The 21,254-nt window shown below is 54.0% G+C and carries 20 protein-coding genes and 4 pseudogenes; 3 read left to right on the top strand and 21 right to left on the bottom strand.

Features of this window, described 5'->3' with window-relative positions; all coding sequences use genetic code 11:
* Positions 1 to 7: 7 nt before the first annotated feature.
* The 14 genes and pseudogenes from H7R76_RS24310 to H7R76_RS24255 all read right to left on the bottom strand — a co-directional run bounded on the left by H7R76_RS24310 (position 8) and on the right by H7R76_RS24255 (position 12,960).
* Positions 8 to 1,171 carry a NapC/NirT family cytochrome c gene (locus H7R76_RS24310; protein ID WP_006798114.1) on the bottom strand — a complete coding sequence of 388 codons (1,164 nt, stop codon included), beginning with the start codon at positions 1,169 to 1,171 and terminating at the stop codon, positions 8 to 10.
* A 225-nt stretch (positions 1,172 to 1,396) separates the two neighbouring features.
* Positions 1,397 to 2,263 (bottom strand): c-type cytochrome biogenesis protein CcmI, encoded by an 867-nt coding sequence (ccmI, locus tag H7R76_RS24305; RefSeq protein ID WP_006798112.1) that lies wholly within the window; start codon positions 2,261 to 2,263, stop codon positions 1,397 to 1,399.
* Complete coding sequence (locus H7R76_RS24300; RefSeq protein WP_182968106.1) at positions 2,260 to 2,727, bottom strand: cytochrome c-type biogenesis protein; 468 nt, start codon at positions 2,725 to 2,727, stop codon at positions 2,260 to 2,262. The genes ccmI and H7R76_RS24300 overlap by 4 nt, the downstream gene beginning before the upstream one ends.
* Positions 2,724 to 3,281 carry a DsbE family thiol:disulfide interchange protein gene (locus tag H7R76_RS24295; RefSeq protein ID WP_182968104.1) on the bottom strand — a complete coding sequence of 186 codons (558 nt, stop codon included), beginning with the start codon at positions 3,279 to 3,281 and terminating at the stop codon, positions 2,724 to 2,726. Before H7R76_RS24295 ends, H7R76_RS24300 begins: the two co-directional genes overlap by 4 nt.
* Positions 3,281 to 5,233, bottom strand: a complete 1,953-nt coding sequence (locus H7R76_RS24290) for a heme lyase CcmF/NrfE family subunit (RefSeq protein ID WP_031624382.1) — start codon at positions 5,231 to 5,233, stop codon at positions 3,281 to 3,283. Before H7R76_RS24290 ends, H7R76_RS24295 begins: the two co-directional genes overlap by 1 nt.
* Positions 5,230 to 5,706, bottom strand: coding sequence for a cytochrome c maturation protein CcmE (gene ccmE / locus H7R76_RS24285; RefSeq protein ID WP_015703212.1), 477 nt, complete (start codon positions 5,704 to 5,706; stop codon positions 5,230 to 5,232). Before ccmE ends, H7R76_RS24290 begins: the two co-directional genes overlap by 4 nt.
* Positions 5,703 to 5,927: a heme exporter protein CcmD gene (gene ccmD / locus H7R76_RS24280; RefSeq protein WP_006798167.1), complete on the bottom strand. Its 225-nt coding sequence runs from the start codon at positions 5,925 to 5,927 to the stop codon at positions 5,703 to 5,705. The genes ccmE and ccmD overlap by 4 nt, the downstream gene beginning before the upstream one ends.
* Entirely contained in the window at positions 5,924 to 6,670 is a 747-nt protein-coding gene (locus H7R76_RS24275) for a heme ABC transporter permease (RefSeq protein ID WP_006798169.1), read from the bottom strand. The genes ccmD and H7R76_RS24275 overlap by 4 nt, the downstream gene beginning before the upstream one ends.
* A gap of 33 nt (positions 6,671 to 6,703) precedes the next feature.
* The gene (ccmB, locus tag H7R76_RS24270; RefSeq protein WP_006798171.1) at positions 6,704 to 7,363 is read right to left on the bottom strand and encodes a heme exporter protein CcmB; all 660 of its coding nucleotides are present in this window, start codon (positions 7,361 to 7,363) and stop codon (positions 6,704 to 6,706) included.
* Positions 7,360 to 7,983 carry a cytochrome c biogenesis heme-transporting ATPase CcmA gene (gene ccmA, locus H7R76_RS24265; protein ID WP_006798173.1) on the bottom strand — a complete coding sequence of 208 codons (624 nt, stop codon included), beginning with the start codon at positions 7,981 to 7,983 and terminating at the stop codon, positions 7,360 to 7,362. Before ccmA ends, ccmB begins: the two co-directional genes overlap by 4 nt.
* A 333-nt stretch (positions 7,984 to 8,316) precedes the next feature.
* A complete protein-coding gene (locus H7R76_RS25330) occupies positions 8,317 to 8,541 on the bottom strand; it encodes a replication-associated protein RepA4 (RefSeq protein ID WP_502711078.1) in 225 nt (74 codons plus the stop codon).
* The gene (locus tag H7R76_RS25325) at positions 8,471 to 8,617 is read right to left on the bottom strand and encodes a replication-associated protein RepA4 (protein ID WP_502711077.1); all 147 of its coding nucleotides are present in this window, start codon (positions 8,615 to 8,617) and stop codon (positions 8,471 to 8,473) included. Before H7R76_RS25325 ends, H7R76_RS25330 begins: the two co-directional genes overlap by 71 nt.
* 459 nt (positions 8,618 to 9,076) lie before the next feature.
* Positions 9,077 to 9,919: pseudogene (gene repA, locus H7R76_RS24260) on the bottom strand (incFII family plasmid replication initiator RepA); the annotation flags it as partial.
* Positions 9,920 to 9,952: 33 nt separating this feature from the next.
* Positions 9,953 to 12,960 (bottom strand): annotated as a pseudogene (locus H7R76_RS24255) (Tn3 family transposase).
* 163 nt (positions 12,961 to 13,123) lie between these two features.
* Here H7R76_RS24255 and H7R76_RS24250 point away from each other — a divergent pair.
* Positions 13,124 to 13,696 (top strand): recombinase family protein, encoded by a 573-nt coding sequence (locus tag H7R76_RS24250; RefSeq protein WP_001556711.1) that lies wholly within the window; start codon positions 13,124 to 13,126, stop codon positions 13,694 to 13,696.
* 8 nt (positions 13,697 to 13,704) lie between these two features.
* Entirely contained in the window at positions 13,705 to 14,109 is a 405-nt protein-coding gene (locus H7R76_RS24245) for an ArsA-related P-loop ATPase (RefSeq protein WP_004118313.1), read from the top strand.
* A gap of 30 nt (positions 14,110 to 14,139) precedes the next feature.
* Here the strand turns inward: H7R76_RS24245 and arsC are convergent, their stop codons facing one another.
* The 7 genes and pseudogenes from arsC to arsR all read right to left on the bottom strand — a co-directional run bounded on the left by arsC (position 14,140) and on the right by arsR (position 19,648).
* Positions 14,140 to 14,565, bottom strand: coding sequence for a glutaredoxin-dependent arsenate reductase (arsC, locus tag H7R76_RS24240; RefSeq protein ID WP_000065758.1), 426 nt, complete (start codon positions 14,563 to 14,565; stop codon positions 14,140 to 14,142).
* A 12-nt stretch (positions 14,566 to 14,577) separates the two neighbouring features.
* Positions 14,578 to 15,867: an arsenite efflux transporter membrane subunit ArsB gene (arsB, locus tag H7R76_RS24235; protein WP_000922630.1), complete on the bottom strand. Its 1,290-nt coding sequence runs from the start codon at positions 15,865 to 15,867 to the stop codon at positions 14,578 to 14,580.
* A 47-nt stretch (positions 15,868 to 15,914) separates the two neighbouring features.
* Positions 15,915 to 16,898, bottom strand: a pseudogene (gene arsA / locus H7R76_RS24230) (arsenite efflux transporter ATPase subunit ArsA); the annotation flags it as partial.
* 148 nt (positions 16,899 to 17,046) lie between these two features.
* Entirely contained in the window at positions 17,047 to 18,027 is a 981-nt protein-coding gene (locus tag H7R76_RS24225) for an IS5-like element ISEc68 family transposase (RefSeq protein ID WP_000082736.1), read from the bottom strand.
* A gap of 69 nt (positions 18,028 to 18,096) precedes the next feature.
* Positions 18,097 to 18,867 (bottom strand): annotated as a pseudogene (arsA, locus tag H7R76_RS24220) (arsenite efflux transporter ATPase subunit ArsA); the annotation flags it as partial.
* A gap of 17 nt (positions 18,868 to 18,884) precedes the next feature.
* On the bottom strand, positions 18,885 to 19,247 hold the full coding sequence (arsD, locus tag H7R76_RS24215; RefSeq protein ID WP_000783215.1) for an arsenite efflux transporter metallochaperone ArsD: 363 nt from the start codon (positions 19,245 to 19,247) through the stop codon (positions 18,885 to 18,887).
* Between the two features lie 47 nt (positions 19,248 to 19,294).
* Positions 19,295 to 19,648 carry an As(III)-sensing metalloregulatory transcriptional repressor ArsR gene (gene arsR, locus H7R76_RS24210; RefSeq protein ID WP_001114073.1) on the bottom strand — a complete coding sequence of 118 codons (354 nt, stop codon included), beginning with the start codon at positions 19,646 to 19,648 and terminating at the stop codon, positions 19,295 to 19,297.
* A gap of 385 nt (positions 19,649 to 20,033) precedes the next feature.
* Here arsR and H7R76_RS24205 point away from each other — a divergent pair, with 385 nt between their 5' ends.
* Complete coding sequence (locus H7R76_RS24205; RefSeq protein ID WP_000343760.1) at positions 20,034 to 21,254, top strand: ISL3-like element ISKox3 family transposase; 1,221 nt, start codon at positions 20,034 to 20,036, stop codon at positions 21,252 to 21,254.

Genomic DNA, 21,254 nt, shown 5'->3' with positions numbered 1-21,254 from the left:
TGACTCCTTATTGTTTGTCCTGATTGGCCGCTGCTGGCATGTCGCTCGCATGTTTTTGTACGTACTGGGTCAGGAGACGAACCTGTTCCTGAGTCAGTGAAGTACGGCCGGACATACCTTTAACCACCCCAATCCACTGGTTGGCGTTAAAGCGATTCAACTCGGTCAGGCCATGACAGCCGGTACAGTTGTTAGCCATTAATTCAGAAGCGTAACTCCAGATTTTTTGTTGATCGCCAATCAGATTTTTCGCCGGCAGCCAGACCTGCAGATCGACTTCATGCCAGACCTGTTTGGTCTCTTCATCGGTAACGGAACCAGAGACTTTTAACGCTTTGCGAGCTTCTTCGCCCAGCAGCGCGCTCATAATGCGTTTGCCGCGCGCGGCGTAGAAAGCTTCGGTGACGCCATCCTGTTGCCAGCCATGAACATCCGCCAGCACCATGTCGCCTTCACGTTTCACCACTTTCACTTCAGTGGAGGCCATCAGGTTACCGTCGTTATGGTCGCCCGCTTTCTCGCTCAGCCAGAACGGCTGGGTCTGAATGGTGTAAAGGGTGGTCGCGGTCGCCGGGGTTTTCGCCGCCGCGTTAGCGAGCTCGCTGGCCCCTGCCGCCGCCAGGCCGCTCATGTTCGGCAGAATATGCGCCACGCCTTTATGGCAGTCGATGCAGGTTTCGCCCTCTTTGATTGCGACCGGGTGCTGCTTACGGGCTTCAGGGGTTTGCGCCAGAATATCCATCGCTTTATAGTCGTGGCAGGAACGGCAGGTCGCCGAATCGCTCTTCTTCAACCCATCCCAGACGCTCTGGGCCATCGCCAGTTTATGCGCCTCGTATTTTTCCGGAGTGTCGATTTTGCCGGTCATTTCACCCCAGACATCTTTCAGGGCGCCAATTTTGGTCAGCATATAATCGATCGGCTGATGAGGAACGTGGCAATCGGCGCACTCGGCGCGAATACCTTTATCGTTCTGGAAATGCACGCTGCCCTGATATTCCGCCAGTGGCTGCTGCATGGTATGACATGACACACAAAATTCGGTATCGCTGGTTTTATGCATAATAGTCGCGGTACCAGCCAGCAATACCACGCCAATAATGATCCCAACCAGCAAGGCGATAAATATAATTTTTCGCCTACCAGAGCGTTCCAGTGAAAGTTTACTCATCTTATTATTTAACCCTTTTCCTAAATGAAAGACGCAAAAGTCCCTGTCAGATGGTAATCGTTATATAAATCAATCTATAACGATTACACTCACCTTCTAATCCAACTAAATTTTTGGAAATTTTCGGAGCCAGGATAATCAGCCGGGGATGATTATCCTGTGATTTCATAGCGATAACCCATTGCAAATCCAATCTGCCTTCGAGCAATACTCACGTTATTTTAATTATTGCAGTGTAGCGGCTTGTTCTTTTTTAGCCCGGTCAATACTACGAATGATAATTTCTCGCTGAGCATCATCCGCCGGTAACAGTTGCAGCATCAGCTGCCACGCCGCGATCGCTTTGTCATACTGCTGGTGCTCAAAGGCGTTAAACGCCGCCAGGCTAAGCACCCGTACATCGTTATGGTTATTCTTCAGCAACGTATCGAGCAGTTGCTGGGCTTCACGGCTATCGTTGGGATCCGTAGAGTGAAGTAACGCTTCGGTATATCCCAGTTGCGCATCGGCGTTGCCTGGCGCCAGCTGTCGCGCCTTATCAAACGCCTGTAACGCGGCGCCTGGATTATTGAGCACCAGTTGCAGCCTGCCGAGCATCGTCCAGCTCAGCTGGTCGGCCGGGTATTGCTGCAGGCGGGTGCGTAGCCCCAGCGCCAGTCGAAACAGCTCTTCTTCCGACAACGGTTTACCCTGTGGATCCATCACCCGCTGCATCAACTGCGGCGTTTGCTGGACAACTTGCTGCCACTCAACCACGCGGGTCATATAACTCGTTCGGATAAAAACCCCTACGCATAAAGAGATTACTATAATAACCCCAAGAATATACACCCAATAACTACTATTTTTGTGATTCGTTTCGGCAGATTCGGGCAAATCTTCCAATAAATTCAAGCGTAAATCGTCAACCAGCTGCTGTTGCTGCGCCGCATTCACCGCTGAAAGATCCTCATCAAGCTCCTGCAGGCGCGCCCGATAAATCATATGGTTCATGGTATTGCGGTCAACGCGCTGCCTGCCGCTCCACGGAATAAACAGCAGCGCCGCGGTTCCCAGCAGTAACACCAACATGATGAGCAAAGCGACAATCATTTCAGGGTCCTTTTATTGTCATCAAGCAGCGCCTTTAAGCGTTCCTGTTCCTGCGCGCTCAGCTCGCTGACGCGTTCAGCCCGTGAGCGACGGCTTAAACGAAAAATCACCAGCGCGCCGCCCACAACGAAACAAGCCGGCAGTAGCCAGAGTATAATCGTCGCGGGGGTCACCGACGGTTCGTAGGTCACGAAGTTGCCGTAGCGCGCCACCATGTAATCGGTGATTTGCTGATTGCTTTGTCCCTGCTCCATCAATTGCCAGACCTTTTTACGCATATCGGCGGCAATCATCGAGTTCGAATCGGCAATACTGTTGTTCTGGCATTTCGGGCAGCGCAGCTGTTCGGTCAACTGGCGGAACTGCTGCTCCTGGGCTTCATCTTTAAATGGATAGGTATCAATCGCCGCCAGCGCCTGAAACGAGAGCAGCGCCGTCAGTAAAGTGATGAGCAGATATTTCACGCGCCCCCCTGCTGGCTATATTTATTCCACAGCGGCAGAATCTCCTGCTGCCAGACCCGCTCGTTCACATCGCCGGCATGGCGGTAGCGGATAATGCCTTTGCCGTCGATGAGGAAAGTTTCCGGCGCGCCATACACGCCAAGATCCAGCCCCAGCATACCGTCGCCGTCAAACACTCCCAGCGCATACGGGTTGCTCAATTCGTGCAGCCAGTTCACCGCTTTCTGGCGATCGTCTTTATAGTTGATACCAACGATGCGAATGCCCTGCGCCGCCAGGGAGCGCAAATACTGATGCTCCGCCCGACAGGTGGAGCACCAGGTGGCCCAGACGTTAATTAGCACCGGTTTACCATTGATAATGTTAGAGGGATCCAGCATGACATCCGGTTTTTCCAATGACGCCAGGCGGAAATCCGGCAGAGGCTTACCCACCAGCGCAGATTCAAGCACGGTAGGATCGTCCCCGTCGCTATTGCGCATCAGTTGCCACATCAGCGCCGCCGCCAGAATCAGGAAGATAGCCAGCGGTAAATATAAGACTTTGCGGTTCATCACGCGTTCTCCGGCAGTGATTTACGTAAGCGATAACGTGGGTCCAGAATGCACAGCACGCCGCCAAACGCCATTAACATCCCGCCGAACCAGATCCAGCGAACAAAAGGTTTATAGTACAAGCGCACCGCCCAGCTACCGTCGGCCAGCTCTTCACCCAGCGCAGCGTATAGGTCGCGCACCAGCCCACCGTCGATGGCGGCTTCGGTCATCTCCATCCGGCTGCTGCTGTAAATGCGTTTCTCCGCCCGCAGCGTACTCACGTGACGGCCATTCTGCGAAACTTCGATCACCCCTTCACCGCCAAAGTAGTTCGGCCCGGTGATATCCCGCACGTCCCGGAACACAAAGTGATACTGGTGGATATCGACGCTATCGCCCGGCTTCATTCGCACATCGCGTTCAATGCTGTAATTCTGACTGAAGGCGATGCCAATGACGGTGACCACCAGCCCCACATGGCCGGCGACCATTCCCCAATGGCTGCGTCCGAGGCGGGTCAGCCCGCGCCAGAAGGGGTGGCGATCGGAGGCGCGCTCCACCACTTCCATCACGGTAAGCACGAATGCCCACAGCGACATCAGCAGGCCAACTACGGTCATGGCTTTAATACGATCCTGCATCAGCCACGGCAGTGCGATGGCCAGTACGACGGCAACCACCGCGGCAATCAGCAGCCGCTTACGCAGCTTGTGGAATTCATCGCGACGCCAGCGCACCAGCGGCCCGATCCCAAGCAGCAACGAGAACGGGATCATCAGCGCAATAAAGAGGGAATTAAAGAACGGCTCGCCGATAGAAATGCTGCCTAGCCCCAGTAGCTTGTGTATCAGCGGCAGCAGCGTCCCCAGCAGTACCACCAGCATGGCGGCAATCAGCAGCACATTGTTGCCCAGCAACAGCGACTCGCGCGACCAAAGTTCGTGACGCACCCGGGAACGTACATTGCCGCCTTTGATGGCGAATAACAGCAGCGAACCGCCGATAGTTATCATCAACAGCGCCAGAATAAACATGCCGCGCGTAGGATCGGAAGCGAAGGAGTGTACGGAAATCAGTACCCCGGAACGCACCAGGAAAGTGCCCAGCAGGCACAGCGAGAACGCCAGAATCGCCAGCAGTACGGTCCAGGATTTAAAGCTGCCGCGCTTTTCGGTGACCGATAGCGAGTGAATCAGCGCCGTTCCCGCCAGCCACGGCATCAGGGAGGCGTTTTCTACCGGATCCCAGAACCACCAGCCGCCCCAGCCGAGCTCATAATAGGCCCACGCCGACCCCAGCACGATACCGACCGTCAGAAAGCTCCACGCCGCCAGCGTCCACGGCCGCGACCAGCGCGCCCACGCGCTATCAAGGCGCCCGGTCATCAGCGACGCAATGGCGAAAGCGAAGGCCACGGAGAAGCCCACATAGCCCATGTACAGCATCGGCGGGTGGAAGATCAGCCCGATATCCTGCAGCATCGGGTTCAGATCGCGCCCCTCGATGGGGAAATCAGGTAGCGTTCGCACGAACGGATTTGAGGTCAGCAGGATGAACGCCAGGAAGCAGAAGGAGATCATCCCCATTACCGCCAGCACCCGCGAAGAGGCTTCCAGCGGAATATTACGGCTCAGGGCCGCGACCGCGCAGGTCCAGCCGCTCATCAGCAATACCCACAGCAGCAACGATCCCTCGTGGGCCCCCCAGGTCGCCGCTACGCGATACCACACCGGCAGCAGCGTATTCGAGTTACTGACGACATACAGAACGGTGAAGTCATTCACCACAAAGGCATACACCAGAATGAGAAACGCCCCGAGGATGGCGGCAAACATCGCTACCGACAGCGGCTTCGCCAGCGCCATCATCCGCGCATCCTGCCGCATCGCGCCCCAGGAGGGAAATAGCGCCAGCAGGCAGGAAATGCCCAACGCCAGGCACAGCAGGAAGAGGCCGATTTCAGGGATCATTGCGCGGCTCCCTGTGGCTTCTCAGCCGGATGATGATTCTCTTCCATCGCTTCTTTCACTTCCGGAGGGGTGTAATTTTCATCGTGTTTCGCCAGCACTTCCTTCGCGCGGATATGCGTCCCGTCCTGCAGCGTCCCCTGGGCTACAACCCCCTGCCCTTCGCGGAACAACGCTGGCAGTATCCCGGTATAGCTCACCTCGACGACGCCGCGGGCATCATAGAGTTTGAAGGTCACATCGAGGGTTTTATCGTCACGCTTCACGCTGCCGGGCATCACCATGCCGCCGATACGTAGACGCTGTCCCGGCTCTGGCTTCTGGCCATTTTCCCGTTTGCCGTATATCACTTCGCCTGGGGTATAGAAGAGATCGATATTGGAGCTTAATGCATACATCACCAGACCAACGGTCAGCGCCAGCCCCCCAATCACTCCGCAGGCGAGCCAGAGACGTACTTTACGCCGAGGATTCACAACGCATCTCCCTTCATTGTGCTTTGCTTACGCGCCGCCGATACCCGCCGCTCGCGCGCCATCTGCCGGCGTACATCCGCCAGCAACGCCCGGCGCTGCCAGCGGGTGTGGATGAACAAAATCAGCAGCGCGATGACCGTCACTGCAACCGCCAGCCAGACATAAAAGGCGTAGCCGCCCATCTGCCAGAAATCGCTCCAGGAGTGAAAAGCGCTGGTCATGAGTTCTCCTCGCGCTTACTAGCGCCAGCCAGCGCCACGACCCACGGACGGCGGCGCTCCTGCAACAGAATTAAATTACGCATACGCATTAATGTCAGAGTAATAAAGAGGAATAAGAAACCGAAAATGGTTAAACGCAACGGCATGCGCATCGACGGATCGATGGTTTTCTGCATATTGGTCGAGCCCTGATGCAGGGTGTTCCACCACTCCACGGAATAATGAATAATCGGCAGGTTGACCACCCCGACCAGCACAAGTATCCCGGCGGCGCGCCCGGCCAGCCGGCGATCGTCAAAAGCGTGATACAGGCCAATCACCCCGACGTATAAAAACAGCAGGACCAGTTCGGAAGTCAGACGCGCATCCCAGACCCACCAGGTTCCCCACATCGGTTTTCCCCACGCGGAACCAGTCACCAGCGCAATAAAGGTGTAAACCGCGCCTGGCAGCGCCATCGCAATCACCGCTTTATCCGCCATTTTCATCTGCCAGACCAGGCCGACAAAAGCGGTCACGGCCATGGAGCCGTAAATCCCCATCGACCACATCGCCGCCGGGACGTGCAGATACATGATGCGATAGCTTTCACCCTGTTGATAATCTGCCGGGGCGTAGACAAATCCCCAGACGCAGCCCACCACCAGAAACAGCGCGCTGAGGATAGCCATCAGCGGAATGAATCGTCCGCATACGCTATACAGGCGCTCTGGAATGGCGAGTTGATGTAACACTTTCCACATTTTTTTTGCCTCATTGCCCCGAGGGAACGGGAATTATTGCACGCTAATTCTGAGTGCCGCCGCGGTAGCAAACGGACTTAAGGTGGCGCTTCCCGCCAGAAAGGCGCCAAGAATGGCCATATAGCCGTCAACCGGCAACTGCATCTGCGCCGCGCCCACGGCGGCGGTGGCGAAAATCAGTAACGGAATCATCAGCGGCAGTACCAGCAGGCTCAGCAATACGCCGCCGCGCCGCAGGCCGACGGTCAACCCCACGCCGATGGCGCCAATAAAGCTCAGCGTTGGCGTGCCCATCAATAGCGTCAGGGTCAGCACCTGCCACTCCGCGGTCGAAAGTCCGAATAACATAGCGATCAGCGGAGAGATTATCAGCAGCGGCAGCCCGGAGACCACCCAATGCGCCGCGATTTTTGCCAGCACCACCAGCGACAGCGGCACCGGCATCAGCATCAGTTGCTGCAGCGAGCCATCCAGCCAGTCATCGCGAAACAGCCGGTCCATTGCCAGCAGCGAAGAGAGTAACGCGGCCACCCAGACAATGCCCGGCGCAATCTGCCGGAGCAGCTGCGGTTCAGGGCCGATACTGAGGGGGAACAGGGTGATAATAATCAGGAAAAACCACAGCGGGTTGATAATTTCGGCGTAATTGCGAAAGGCGAGGCGCAGGTCGCGCCAGAATATCTGCTTGATCATGCCGCGACCGCCTCATCGTCACTCAGCATAATCGTGCGTAAGGGAACGCACAGAGGGCGCAGAGGTTGATGGGTGGTCAGGATGACCGCACCGCCCTGGCTGACGTGCTGCTCCAGCCGGGTGGTCAGCGTTTGTACGCCAGCCGCATCGAGCGCGGTGAAGGGTTCATCTAAAATCCAGAACGTCGCGCGGCTGAGCCATAGTCTCGCCAGCGCGACGCGCCGCTGTTGCCCGGCAGAGAGTTGCGCTACCGGAACATCCTCAAAGCCCACCAGCTCAACCTGCGCCAGCGCCTGCCAGCGCGCCTCAATGGTCGCCTCAGGATGGTAAAAGCGCAGATTTTCGTCCGCCGTTAGCGCCCCTTTAACCCCCACCTGATGACCGAGCCATAAGAGCTGCGCGTGCCAGCTATCGCGAGTACGCCGCAGCGGTTTGCCCTGCCAGAGAATTTCCCCTTCTTCTGGCGTCGATAACCCGGTCAGGAGGTGTAATAACGAGGTTTTTCCCGCGCCGTTGGGGCCTGAAATTTGAATAATCTCGCCGGGTTGTACCGCAAACGATAGGTGGGTAAAAAGGGTTCGTTCATCCCGCAGGCAGGCGATATTTTTTATTTCCAGCATCAGATAGGAGGTCCAGTCTGGGCGTCAGTGCATGAAGTGGCTTATTATAACGAAAGAAAACAATATGTTTTGCTAACTGTATCAAAATTTTAAGCAGGGGATAAGCGGTAAATGTAAGGGTTCGCGACCCGATATAGCCGGAAACGTAGGATCATTATCCGGTTTTAGAATGCCGAGCAGCGCGCAGGCATTCCTGGATGCGCCAGCGGCGCATGAAGGCGCCAGCTGGAGCTGAATGTGGCTCTTCTGGTTAGTGGCGCCGTAGCCCGGCGCAGCCGGCTGATTTATAGAGGATCGCTATCAACCCCCCCTTCCCTGCAAAGCTTTAACCCGCTAATCGCGATGTAGAAGCATCTGTGCGCCGTCGGAGTGGCCACGACAAGGCGTAGCCGCAGTCGGGGCGTATCTCCGCGTTAGCGGGCCGTCAGGGCCGCTTACGGGCGTGTACGAGAAAACCCCAGCTGTACTACTTAAAGCGGCTAAAAATCTAGTTACAACATCCATTATTAAAAGCGACGTTGTTCCGGGCCTTCGGCCCGGGGCGGCCTCGCTTTTCAGTGGTGGGGAGGGGCTGTGAGGGTTCAGGCAGACACTGTTCCTGCTTTTGAGTGAGTATTTTGAATGTTGTAACTATATGTGCCGTGCCGGGGCCCGTCGCGTAGCGATGGGAGCTACTTTAGGCAGTTGCCGAACCGGCGCGGACGTGAGTCCGCTGCAAGGGCGGGCATTTTCAGGAGCCTGTCCACAGGTCAGGCGACGAACAGGTTATATATTTATATGAATGAAATAAAAGATATTTAAAAGAAGTACAGAGCAGGTTTTTAAAGGAAACCACGCACTTTGAAATCAGGTCGGCTGGCGCTCTGTAAGCATAACGGTTGTAACCTTATGGAAAGGTCCCTTGCAGTTATTTGTGGGTAACTGAATCTGGCGACGAGATGTGGCCACTCTGATGCAATTTCTGGCCATTCTGATGGCGGAATGGGGTGAATGTCAGGAAGGACGGCCGTCATTTCGTGCAGAAAACCGTCAACGATGGACTGCAGACGTGCGAAACCCTCCGGCGCCAGCCGGATTTTTCACACAGGAAGGGTTATATGGGGACGGTGGCCAGCCGCGTGTAGTTGTTACCACGCGACATCAGCATGCGCTCTTTCACGCGCCGCTCCAGCTCACGCTGGAGAGCATCCCTGTCGCCGACGAAACGCCCTTTGGCGTAGTCACGCGTCAGCTGCTGTTTCACCAGCGTCACAATGTCCTTACGGGCTCTGTCCGCGTCACGTCGGGCGCGGGCGCGCTTCAGGCCATGCTGTTTACGTTCGGACTGGTAGCTGCGGAACCGTTCGCGCACAAACCGCCAGGCCTTCGCTATCAGCTCGTCCATCTCCAGCGGCTTCAGGTTCTGCTTCTTACGCTGCTGATTCTCCCATTCCACACGGCTGCGCCTCGCGGCCACAACGGCCACGTCAGAGACGTCGAGCGCGGAGAACAGTGCCGGCGTGAAGGTGATATCGGTCGGGATATTGCAGCCAATCTGCGGGTCATACTCGGTCTGATAGGTAATCAGCCCCAGCTCCGCCATAAACGTCAGCGCCCGCGTGGCGCGGGTGATGGACAGATTACCGCTTTTCGACTCGGTGGCGAGACCGCACTCGATGGCCAGATTGGTGATGGAGCGCTGAACGCGGTTGGCCAGCGGGTCATAGTGGAAACACAGCCCCTGGAGCAGGGCATCGATGGCCCGGCGGCGCAACAGTGGCGGCATCCGGTGACGTTTACCCAGCGAGCGTAAGAACGCCACATGGATGGAAAAGTCAAAACGGGACGTGAAGCCTTCGGCTTTCGCCATCAGCTTACGACAGAACGGCAGTGTCTTTTTGCCTTCACGCGGCGTGAATGCCGGGTTCGGGTTTTTGACCTGACGGTAATGGGAGAAGGGGTTTGAGGGCCAATGGAACGAAAACGTACGCTAAGAAGTTAATTCATTGTTTAAATTGAAATTTAGTTCTCTCAGTTCCCCCTTCAAAATATCCTCCGGTAGCGTAAACGTATAATGCCCCAGCATATTGATATGCCCGTGCATCAGTGGGGACAACCGGGCGATATCTTCAACCCCGATTTCTTCTCCATTACTGCGTATCCAGCTCAGGGCTTCCTGCATATAAAGTGTGTTCCACAGTACCACTGCGTTAGTGACCAGGCCCAGTGCCCCCAGCTGATCTTCCTGACCTTCACGATAGCGCTTTCTGATCTCACCGCGCTGCCCGTAGCAGATCGCCCTCGCCACAGCATGGCGGCCTTCCCCCCGGTTTAGCTGCGTCAGGATCCGCCGACGATAATCCTCATCATCAATATAATTAAGAAGGTACAGCGTCTTGTTGACGCGCCCCACTTCCATGATCGCCTGTGCCAGCCCTGATGGGCGCGAGCTTTTCAGCAAAGAGCGAATGAGTTCTGAAGCATGAATGGTGCCCAGTTTCAGCGAACCGGCGGTTCGCATCATCTCATCCCACTGATCCTCGGCTTTCGACAGATCGGCACAACCACGTGCCAGTTCGTCCAGTGCACCGTAATTTGCCGATTTATCCACTCGCCAGAATACCGCTTCACCGGCATCGGCAAGCCGGGGGGAAAACTGGTATCCCAGCAGCCAGAAGAGGCCAAAAATAATGTCGCTGGTACCGGCTGTGTCTGTCATGATCTCAACCGGATTCAGCCCTGTCTGCTGCTCCAGAAGGCCTTCCAGCACAAAAATGGAATCTCGTAATGTGCCGGGGACAACGATGCCGTGGAATCCAGAGTACTGATCAGAGACGAAGTTGTACCAGGTGATGCCACGTCCGGAACCAAAATATTTTCTGTTAGGTCCTGAATTGACGGTTTTCACCGGCGTGACAAAGCGCATGCCATCAGCTGAAGCCACTTCGCCACCACCCCAGCGGCCAGCAAGCTCCAGTGTGGACTGAAAATCAACCAGGCGGGCATTGGCGCTGACCAGCGTTTCTGCCCGGAGGTAATTCTGTTTTACCCAGCTAAGCCGGTGGCGCGTCAGCGCCGGTATATTGTGCTTTATCAGCGGTTCCAGCCCGATATTGCAGGCCTCTGCCATCAGGACCGCGCACAGGCTGATGTGCAGATCCTGTGCCCGGGCCCCGGATTCACTGACATGCGTAAACTCACGTGTAAATCCCGTTCTGGCATCTATTTCAAGCAACAGTTCCGTCAAATCTACTGGCGGGAGTAGCAGCCTTACCCGACTGTTGAGACGATGCAACGATGGTGGCTCCTCCAGTTTCTCCAGGCTGCTGATAGTCAGGGAAGGATGTTTACCGTCATGGCAAATATGAACCTCCGCATTTCCTTCAAAGCGGGATGCGACGGTTTTCCAGGTTTCATCTAGCTGGACCGCCAACTGTTGCACGCCTTTATGTCCATCAGTGGGATGTCCCAGCGCCCGGCAAACGGGGACCCGCTGAGCCTGCCATTCTTCCCCCTGCAACAGCTTCTCGCGGGATTTCCCCAGCGATCGCTGTTTTCGAGCCAGATGTCCCTTCGACGTAGTGCATCCTGAAGGCGCTCCAGCAGACAAAGCGAGTAACCGGCACGCTGTATCCGGCCCTCCGCATCGTATACCAGGCGTTTCCAGGGGCCGGTAATAATATGTTCAGGCGCATTGTCCAGGATGCGCTTTTTCGAGCCGTTCAGTTCGGTCAGATAATGAATGGCGGACAACGTATGTTCTCCGGCTGGCGCTGCCTGGAAATGCAGGTCGCGCAATACCGCCGGAAGAAAGCGCTTTACCCGCCCGTACTGCTCCACCATTTCGTCATGGAAATTGTTGTTCTGAGGCCGGGCCAGCTCATTTACCTTGCTGACGGATTCTGCCAGCCTGCTTTTCGGTATGCTGTTGAATATGGTCTCCCTCAGTTCAGCATCGTCAGCCTGTTCATCCAGCAACAATGAACATGCCCGCGCCAATATTAGCGCAGCACGATCAAGATCTTTAAGCGTCCTGAGCCGTTTTTTCTGCCCCGTTTTCTTCGCCGCACGAGTGATATCCAGTATCAGCATATCGAGCACATCAACGGCCTCATCCAGCGCCGCAGTCTCCTGCGCTTTAACGAATGCTGTGAGTACGGCCAGTTTTCTCTGCTGTGGCATTCGCGCGATATATTTTACCGACGCCATGCCTGCGTAACGGGCCAAATTACGCAGTTGTATAGCAGGCAGACCGGTAAAATTCAGTCGGGAAAATTCCAGGTTTCGCAGCCGGATATACCGCTCCAGCGCTTCGGTAAATGCCGGGCCGCTGACGGTGACCGGTCCCTTTTTCAGTTGCTCCAGCGGTGAAGTACGCTGCCCCTCAGGAATGTCCAGAAGCTCCGTCACGCGGGCGGTCTGCCAGCTGTCCGGCAACGCGGCCAGTTTCTTCCACAGCCGCTGATTTGCCCGTTCGCGTATTTCACTGACGAGACGTACAAGTGTGGTTGCTCCGGGCAGCAGGACCTTATTCTGAAGCAGCCACGCGGTGGCAAAATCAAACATAAGGCCGGGTCGCTCATTACTGAGCCATGCGCGGGTGTACAGCAGGCGCTTCAGGCGGAAAGACCAGGGGAAATCGCCAAATTCATGGTAACCGTAATATTCCTTAATCAGCGCAGTATGCTCTCTGAGGGTGGTAACCCGTTCTGCGTAGCGGGTAAGGACTTCCGGACGGCGAATATTAAGCTGCACCGCGACAAATTGCTGAACACCTGGCAGAACCCGGGTTAAGTCTGTCAGAAAGGTGCCCAGAAAACGGGCGGTGGTGAGCTGAAGCGCAATTCCCAGCCGGTTATGCCTTCCCCGCCGCTGGTTAATGAAGGCAAGATCCCGCTCATCAAGATGAAAATAGCGCGCCAGCTGCACGTCATTGGGTTCTGCAACATAGCGACCATAATTCAGTTCCTGCTCAGTGGTCAGAAAATCGACGGGCATACCGGCCTCCCTGCCTGATGGTCATGAATTAACAATTTCGCAACCGTCCGAAATATTATAAATTCTCGGACACACTAAAATGGTGTTGTCTAGGTGTCTATTAAATCGATTTTTTGTTATAACAGACACCCACTGTCCGATATTTGATTTAGGATACATTTTTATGCGACTTTTTGGTTACGCACGGGTATCAACAAGCCAGCAGTCCCTCGATATTCAGATCAAGGGGCTTAAAGAGGCGGGGGTGAAAGCCAGTCGCATATTTACCGACAAAGCATCCGGCAGTTCTACCGACAGGAAAGGACTGGATCTGCTGCGAATGAAGGTGGAGGAAGGTGACGTCATCCTGGTGAAGAAACTCGACCGGCTTGGCCGCGACACTGCCGATATGATCCAACTGATAAAAGAATTCGACGCTCAGGGAGTCGCGGTCCGATTCATAGACGACGGGATCAGCACCGACGGTGAAATGGGGAAAATGGTTGTGACCATTCTTTCAGCTGTAGCCCAGGCCGAACGCAGGAGGATTCTGGAGCGTACGAACGAAGGACGGCAGGAGGCCAGGCTGAAAGGTATCCGGTTTGGCCGAAAGCGCATCATCGACAGAAATAGTGTACTGGCACTTCATCAGCAGGGAACTGGTGCAACAGATATTGCCCGCCGGCTCAGTATTGCCCGTTCCACTGTTTATAAAATTCTGGAAGATGAGAGCCGGGTTAATCTGAGCAAAATTTGAGGACGAACATGAGTGATGTAAAGGCATTCAACAATTGCATGAGTGTGTTCTGGCGACAGCATGAAGCCGAATTCTCTCGCTTTCTGACATCGAAGACAGGTGATAGCGAAAAAGCAGCAGACCCGGAGAAGACGAAGGTGATTATCGTGACGCTTGCCGAAACGACACCTGTACTGGAAGCCGCTAACCTGCAGCAGGATCTACGCCGAGCTGGCATCGAGCCGTGGGCATGGGTCGTTAATAACAGCCTGGCAGCTGCTCAACCGTCTTCGCCTTTCCTGAAGATCAGGGCGAACCGCGAGCTGCCTCTCATCTCTGATGTGGAAGAGCAGTATGCAAAGCGTATTGCATTAACAGCGCTACAGAGCGAAGAGCCGGTTGGTATTGACCTGCTGGAAGAAATGGCGAAGTAATAATGAAGGGGGCAAATGCCCCCTTCGTCTTTATTTCAGTCTTTTACCTGAATCATCAACGACTTTTTCACCGTCTTCCTTGGTGAAAGCCGCTTTCTGGGCATCTGGAAGGATATCGAGAACAACCTCTGAAGGACGGCAAAGTTTAGTTCCCAGTGGCGTCACTACGATCGGACGGTTGATCAGAATCGGATGCTGTAGCATAAAGTCGATGAGCTGGTCGTCAGTAAATTTATCTTCTGCAAGACCCAGTTCCTCATACGGCTCGACGTTCTTACGCAGCAAAGCCCGGACGGAAATGCCCATATCCGCAATGAGTTTGAGCAGCTCATCGCGTGAAGGTGGAGTCTCAAGGTAAAGAATAACGGTCGGCTCGATACCGCTGTTGCGGATCATCTCCAGCGTATTACGCGACGTGCCGCAGGCTGGGTTGTGATAAATGGTGATGTTGCTCATATCAGTATCTCATTACAAAGTGAAAGAGAGACGTAGCGCCAGCGCGGCCAGCGTTACAAACAGCACAGGCAGAGTCATGACGATCCCGGTGCGGAAATAGTATCCCCATGTGATGGTCATGTTCTTCTGTGAAAGGACATGCAGCCAGAGCAACGTTGCCAGGCTACCAATAGGTGTAATTTTCGGTCCAAGATCGCAGCCAATCACGTTGGCAAAAATCATCGCCTCTTTGATAACGCCTGTTGCAGTGCTGCCATCAATAGAGAGAGCACCAACCAGCACGGTAGGCATATTGTTCATGATGGAAGAGAGGAAAGCCGTCAGGAAGCCAGTACCAAACGTCGCGGCCCAAAGTCCTTTATCTGCCAGCACGTTCAACACACCGGAGAGGTATTCTGTTAGTCCGGCATTACGCAGACCATAGACCACCAGATACATTCCCAGAGAGAATATGACGATCTGCCATGGCGCACCGCGAAGCACTTTGCCAGTGTTAATGGCATGGCCTCGCTTCGCCACCGCAAACAGAATGACAGCCCCTACAGCAGCAATCGCACTGACCGGGATACCCAACGGCTCAAGGACGAAAAAGCCAACCAGAAGAAGGATCAACACTATCCAGCCGGTTCTGAAGGTTGCCAGATCTTTAATCGCTTTTGCCGGTGCTTTCAGGAGAGCCAGGTCGTAAGTTGGCGGAATATCTTTGCGGAAGAACAGATGCAGCATCACCAGCGTGGCGATAATGGCTGCGATATCCACCGGCACCATTACCGACGCATACTCAGTGAAACCCAGCCCAAAGAAGTCTGCAGAAACGATGTTAACCAGGTTGGACACGATAAGCGGCAGACTGGCCGTATCGGCAATAAACCCGGCGGCCATGACAAATGCCAGCGTAGTGCCTTTGCTGAAACCTAATGCAAGCAGCATGGCGATAACAATTGGCGTCAGAATCAATGCCGCACCATCGTTGGCAAACAGTGCCGCCACCGCTGCGCCGAGCAAAACGATATAGGTAAACAGCAAACGCCCGCGACCGTTACCCCAACGTGAAACGTGCAGCGCCGCCCATTCGAAAAAGCCCGATTCATCGAGCAGAAGGCTGATAATAATCACGGCAATAAAGGTCGCCGTCGCATTCCAGACAATATTCCACACTACAGGGATATCACCAAAATGGACTACGCCAGAGATCAGCGCCAGTACCGCGCCCAGCGTCGCACTCCAGCCGATCCCTAATCCCTTCGGTTGCCAGATAACCAAAACGATGGTCAGGACAAAAATAGCGCCTGCCAGTAACATAAATCCTCCAGACAGGACGGCTTTGCCGCCCTGTATATACAAAAAAATTAAACAACCAGCTCTCTGAGTTTCTCGATGCCAGTGGGCTCTGCAGCCATTACCGGTACTAACGCTATGCGGCTTGCATGCTGGTTTTTCACAACCTCGATTTGAGGACGCTCTTGTAGGGCGCGCTGGCAAAGCAGCGGCGATTGCGTCTGTGCAATCGAAAGGCTGTTATTGATAATCCAGCCCCAGGGATGAATCCCCGCACGTTCAAGATCGGACTGCAGGTTTGCCGCTTCCAGTACAGGTGTGGTTTCAGGCAGAGTGACCAGCAAAACTTTGGTACGTTCCTGGTCCTGAAGCTGCATCATCGGAGTGGTAAAATGACCTTTATCCCCCATCTTCCTGGCAATCTCACGGTGATAAGCCCCGGTAGCATCAAGCAGTAATAGCGTATGCCCGGTAGGTGCCGTATCCATGACCACAAACCGTTTGCCAGCTTCACGAATTACGCGTGAAAACGCCTGGAACACCGCAATCTCTTCTGTGCAAGGAGAACGTAAATCCTCTTCGAGCAGCCGTTTCCCAGCCTCATCCAGATCCCTGCCTTTCGTCTCAAGAACATGCTGACGATAGCGTTCAGTTTCATCGTGAGGGTTGATTCGGCTGACCTGCAGATTTTTGAGGCTGCCATTGAGCGTTGTACTGAGATGTGCAGCAGGATCTGAGGTGGTGAGATGCACATCAAAACCCTTATCCGCCAGACTGACGGCGATAGCCGCAGCCATTGTGGTTTTGCCCACACCACCTTTGCCCATCAGCATAATCAAACCGTGTTCACTGCGGGCGATATCATCAACCAGGACAGACAACGACATATTCTCTGGCTTGTTCTGTGGGCTTTGTTCAGGAAGCGATGTTATCTCAGCGTGTTCGTTGAGCAGGCCTTTCAATGCGGATACACCAACCATGTTCAGCGGCTGCAGGTATAAGTTGTCTGTCGGCAAATCAGATAACCCGGCAGGAAGATTTGCCAGCGCCTCTTGGGAAGTTGCGATTAAGTGGTCCGCAGCTCCCGATATGACGCCCCAAACCGTCCTTTATCGACGTCCTGTGGCTCAATTTTCCAATTTTCAGCCCAAAATCGTCTCTTCGTGGCTGATTTTGGCCCTGTTTCAGGCCAATTTCCTCATTTCAGGTAGATCTCGCCTGTGCCCGTATCAATTGGTCAACTCGAACCAGGTTCGCCAGGGTGAATAACATCGCCAGTTGACTGTCATTTTTAGCCAGCCCCTTGTACCTGGCTTTGACGAAACCAAACTGACATTTTACTATCCGAAATGGATGCTCAACCTTCGCTCGGATACTCGCTTTCAGGTATTCGTAACGGATGGCCAGCTTGTTCTTGCGCGGGTGTTGCTTCAATGCATTCACTTTGCCGGGACGCTTGGCGATAAGCCAGTCTGCGCTGACATCGCTGAGCTCATCGCGCTTTTCGGCCCCCTGATAACCAGCATCGGCTGAGATAAATTCTTCATCGCCATGCAGTAACTTGCCAACCTGATTGAGGTCGTGCTCGTTAGCCGCCGTGGTCACCAGACTGTGGGTCAGGCCACTTTTGGCGTCCACGCCAATGTGCGCTTTCATGCCGAAGTACCACTGGTTACCTTTCTTGGTCTGGTGCATGTCTTCATCACGGCTGTTGTGTTTGTTTTTGGTAGAGCTGGGGGCTTGAATGATGGTGGCATCCACCAAGGTGCCCTGGGTCATTAGAACGCCACACTCTGCTAGCCAGTGATTAACGGTACTGAAGATTTTGCGGGCCAGTTCATGCTGCTCCAGCAAATGCCGGAAATTCATGATGGTAGTGCGGTCTGGAATGGCTTTATCCAGTGACAGGCGAGCAAATTGGCGCATGGAGGCGATTTCATAGAGGGCATCTTCCATGGCCTCATCGCTCAGGTTGTACCATTGCTGCATGCAGTGAATACGCAGCATGGTTTCCAGCGGATAGGGCCTGCGACCATTACCGGCCTTGGGATACACAGGCTCGATAACGCCAAGTAATTTGTCCCAGGGAAGCAAGTCATCCATTCTGCCAAGGAAAACTTCTTTGCGGGTCTGGCGGCGTTTACTGGAAAACTCACTGTCGGCAAAAGTCAGTTGCTGGCTCATCCGGTTACTCATTCTGGGTTCAGGTTACAACACGATGATCTCACATCTCGGACTTATTCGCACCTTCCCTTGCTCCCGTTGCCATATTGCAGCGGCCAGTGCATCACGTTCTGCTTCGCTCGCAGGCAGGACACCGTTAATGACTAAATACTGATTTTTAAGGCCAATAGCTGATAATTCGTCATGAGTACGAGCGACTTCCTGCAGTGTTGATTTTTGCAATCGCGCGACCAGCACAAGGCGAGTTCGTTCAGGATCGGATAATGCCTCAACCGCATGAGCATATTGCTCGCGTTGTTTTTCCAGCCCAGCCATTGGACCAAGACAGGAAGCACCATCCGGGTTACTTTCGATGAAGCTGCTCCAGGCTCCGGGAAGCTGAAGAAGGCGAATAGTGTGGCCAGTTGGGGCAGTATCAAAAATGATGTGATCAAAGCGGGTCAGCAGAGAAGCGTCAGTCAGTAAGCCAGTAAACTCGTCGAATGCAGCGATCTCTGTCGTACAAGCTCCTGAAAGCTGTTCACTGATGCTGTTAACAACGTCATCAGGCAAAAGACCTTTAATAGGGTCAACGATTCTGGCGCGGTATTGCTGGGCGGCGTCCTGCGGGTCAATCTCCAGAGCCGAAAGACCAGACACAGCAGTCACGGGCTGGATAGTGTTACCGATAGTCTGATCGAATACCTGACCGACATTGGAAGCCGGGTCGGTACTGACAAGCAGAACACGCTTTCCCAGTTCAGCCAGACGTATAGCCGTTGCGCAGGAAATCGAAGTTTTGCCTACACCTCCCTTACCGGTGAAAAACAGGTAAGACGGGATATTCTCTAAGAATTTCATATGTCCTCCTGACATACTCAACAACAGGAAGTTTTACCACCACAGCAACTGGTGGAAGCTAAACCCACCTTTTCCAGCGGTATACCAAACCAGCGAGCCAGTTCAGCGCGTTTTGGGTATCGCCCGGCCATCACCGTTTCACCATCAAGCAACAGCAGCGGAAGCCCTTCAGCTCCAGAAGCCTCAAGGAATGCTTTCGCTTTTTCGTTCTCAACGAAGCTCATAGGCTGCTGCGCCAGGTTATAACGTTCGATCTGAACCCCACGCCCTTTCAGCCATTGCACATCAGCAGAAAAATTGACCAAAACCTGATCGACATCTGAACCACAAACGCCGGTACTGCAGCACATCGCCGGATCAAACACCGTTAACATTTTCATCTTTAACACCTCATATTCGTAAAAACATATATGTACAGGCAAAATTTTTAGATACAAACAGCCTTACCGCTGCCAGAGCAGTTGGCCGATGCCAGCTTACGGGCGATGGCCTGTACGTCGTCCTGTTGACTTAACCAGGCCTGCTCAATCACCAGGGCAGCCCAGGAAGGAATATGCGGGGATAAGCGATAATGAACCCATTTCCCCTGCTTGCGATCCAGCAACAGGCCACTTTCCCGAAGCATCGCCAGATGGCGGGAGGTCTTGGGTTGTGATTGTTCCAGCGCTGTGCAGAGATCGCATACGCACAGCTCCCCCATCTCCCTGAGCAGTAGCACGATACCCAGGCGGGTTTCATCAGATAGTATTTTGAAAAGTTGTAGGGATGCAATTTCTGGCATTATGTACTCCTGCTATGAATGGGTATTGTCTCTCCACCAAAACAAGAAGTCAAAATCATATGTGTTTTCTCGCATGTGAGTGCAGGTGTCACTATGCGGTTGAAAAACGACCTGATGTGCGATCGTTACGTTAGTTGGGTAGGTAAAAAAGTCATTTGAGGCTAAAACATTGCTTAGTGCGGGCTTTCAGTTCATAGAGAAGAATGAATAATATCAATTATAACAATTGGTTATTTCCTTAGCGTACGTTTTCGTTCCATTGGCCCTCAGACCCCATCACTTGCAGAAATTTCACCGCCCCTTATACTGTATGCATATGGGTCTTCCCTTGTTGTGGTGGCTGAAGGCATGATAATGGTGTATTTAATCGCCAGAGGTCACCGCCATGGACGAAAAGTCCCTCTACGCTCATATTCTCAACCTGTCCGATCCGTGGCAGGTAAAGTCCCTTTCTCTCGATGAAAATGCCGGTTCTGTTACTGTCACTATTGAGATCGCTGAAAACACCCGGCTAGCCTGTCCGACCTGCGGTAAATCCTGTTCTGTTCACGATCACCGTCATCGTAAATGGCGCCATCTTGATACCTGCCAGTTCACCACTATTGTTGAAGCCGATGTTCCACGAATTATGTGTCCGGAGCATGGCTGCCTGACGTTGCCTGTTCCGTGGGCTGGCCCCGGAAGCCGGTATACGTTGCTATTCGAATCGTTCGTTCTCTCATGGCTGAAAATCAGCACCGTTGATGCTGTCAGGAAGCAACTTAAGCTCAGTTGGAATGCGGTTGACGGCATTATGACCCGGGCAGTTAAGCGAGGTCTTGCCCGGATAAAAAAGCCATTATCCGCCCGTCATATGAATGTGGATGAGGTCGCCTTTAAAAAAGGACATCGTTACATAACGGTGATCTCCGATCGCGATGGTCGGGCGCTGGCCTTAACGGATGATCGCGGCACAGAGAGTCTTGCCGGCTATCTTCGCACGCTCACTGATGGGCAGTTGCTGGCTATCAAAACGCTCTCAATGGACATGAACGCGGGCTATATAAGAGCAGCGCGTATCCACTTACCCAGTGCGGTTGAGAAAATCGCCTTTGACCGCTTCCATGTGGCGAAGCAACTGGGCGAGGTAGTTGATAAAACCCGTCAGAATGAACATCCGCACCTCCCTGTTGAAAGCCGACACCAGGCAAAAGGAACCCGCTTCCTGTGGCAGTACAGCGATAAGTGGATGACCGAATCCCGGCAGGAAAAGCTGATGTGGCTGCGTGCACAGATGAAGCTGACGAGCCAGTGCTGGGCGCTGAAAGAGCTGGCAAAGGATATCTGGAACAGGCCATGGAGCGAGGAAAGACGGAGTGACTGGCAGAGATGGTTGGCGCTGGCGGCTAACAGTGACGTTCCCATGATGAAAAATGCCGCGAAAACGATAGGAAAAAGGCTGTACGGGATCCTGAATGCGATGCGACACAGTGTCTCAAACGGAAATGCGGAGGCACTTAACAGCAAGATCAGGCTGCTGAGGATAAAAGCCAGGGGATACCGAAACCGGGAGCGCTTTAAACTGGGGGTGATGTTCCACTACGGAAAGCTGAATATGGCGTTCTGA

Source organism: Klebsiella sp. WP8-S18-ESBL-06 (assembly GCF_014169755.1).
Taxonomy (GTDB): domain Bacteria; phylum Pseudomonadota; class Gammaproteobacteria; order Enterobacterales; family Enterobacteriaceae; genus Kluyvera; species Kluyvera ascorbata_B.
The sequence above is the reverse complement of the archived record's forward strand: the minus strand, read 5'-3'. Positions and strand labels throughout refer to the sequence as shown.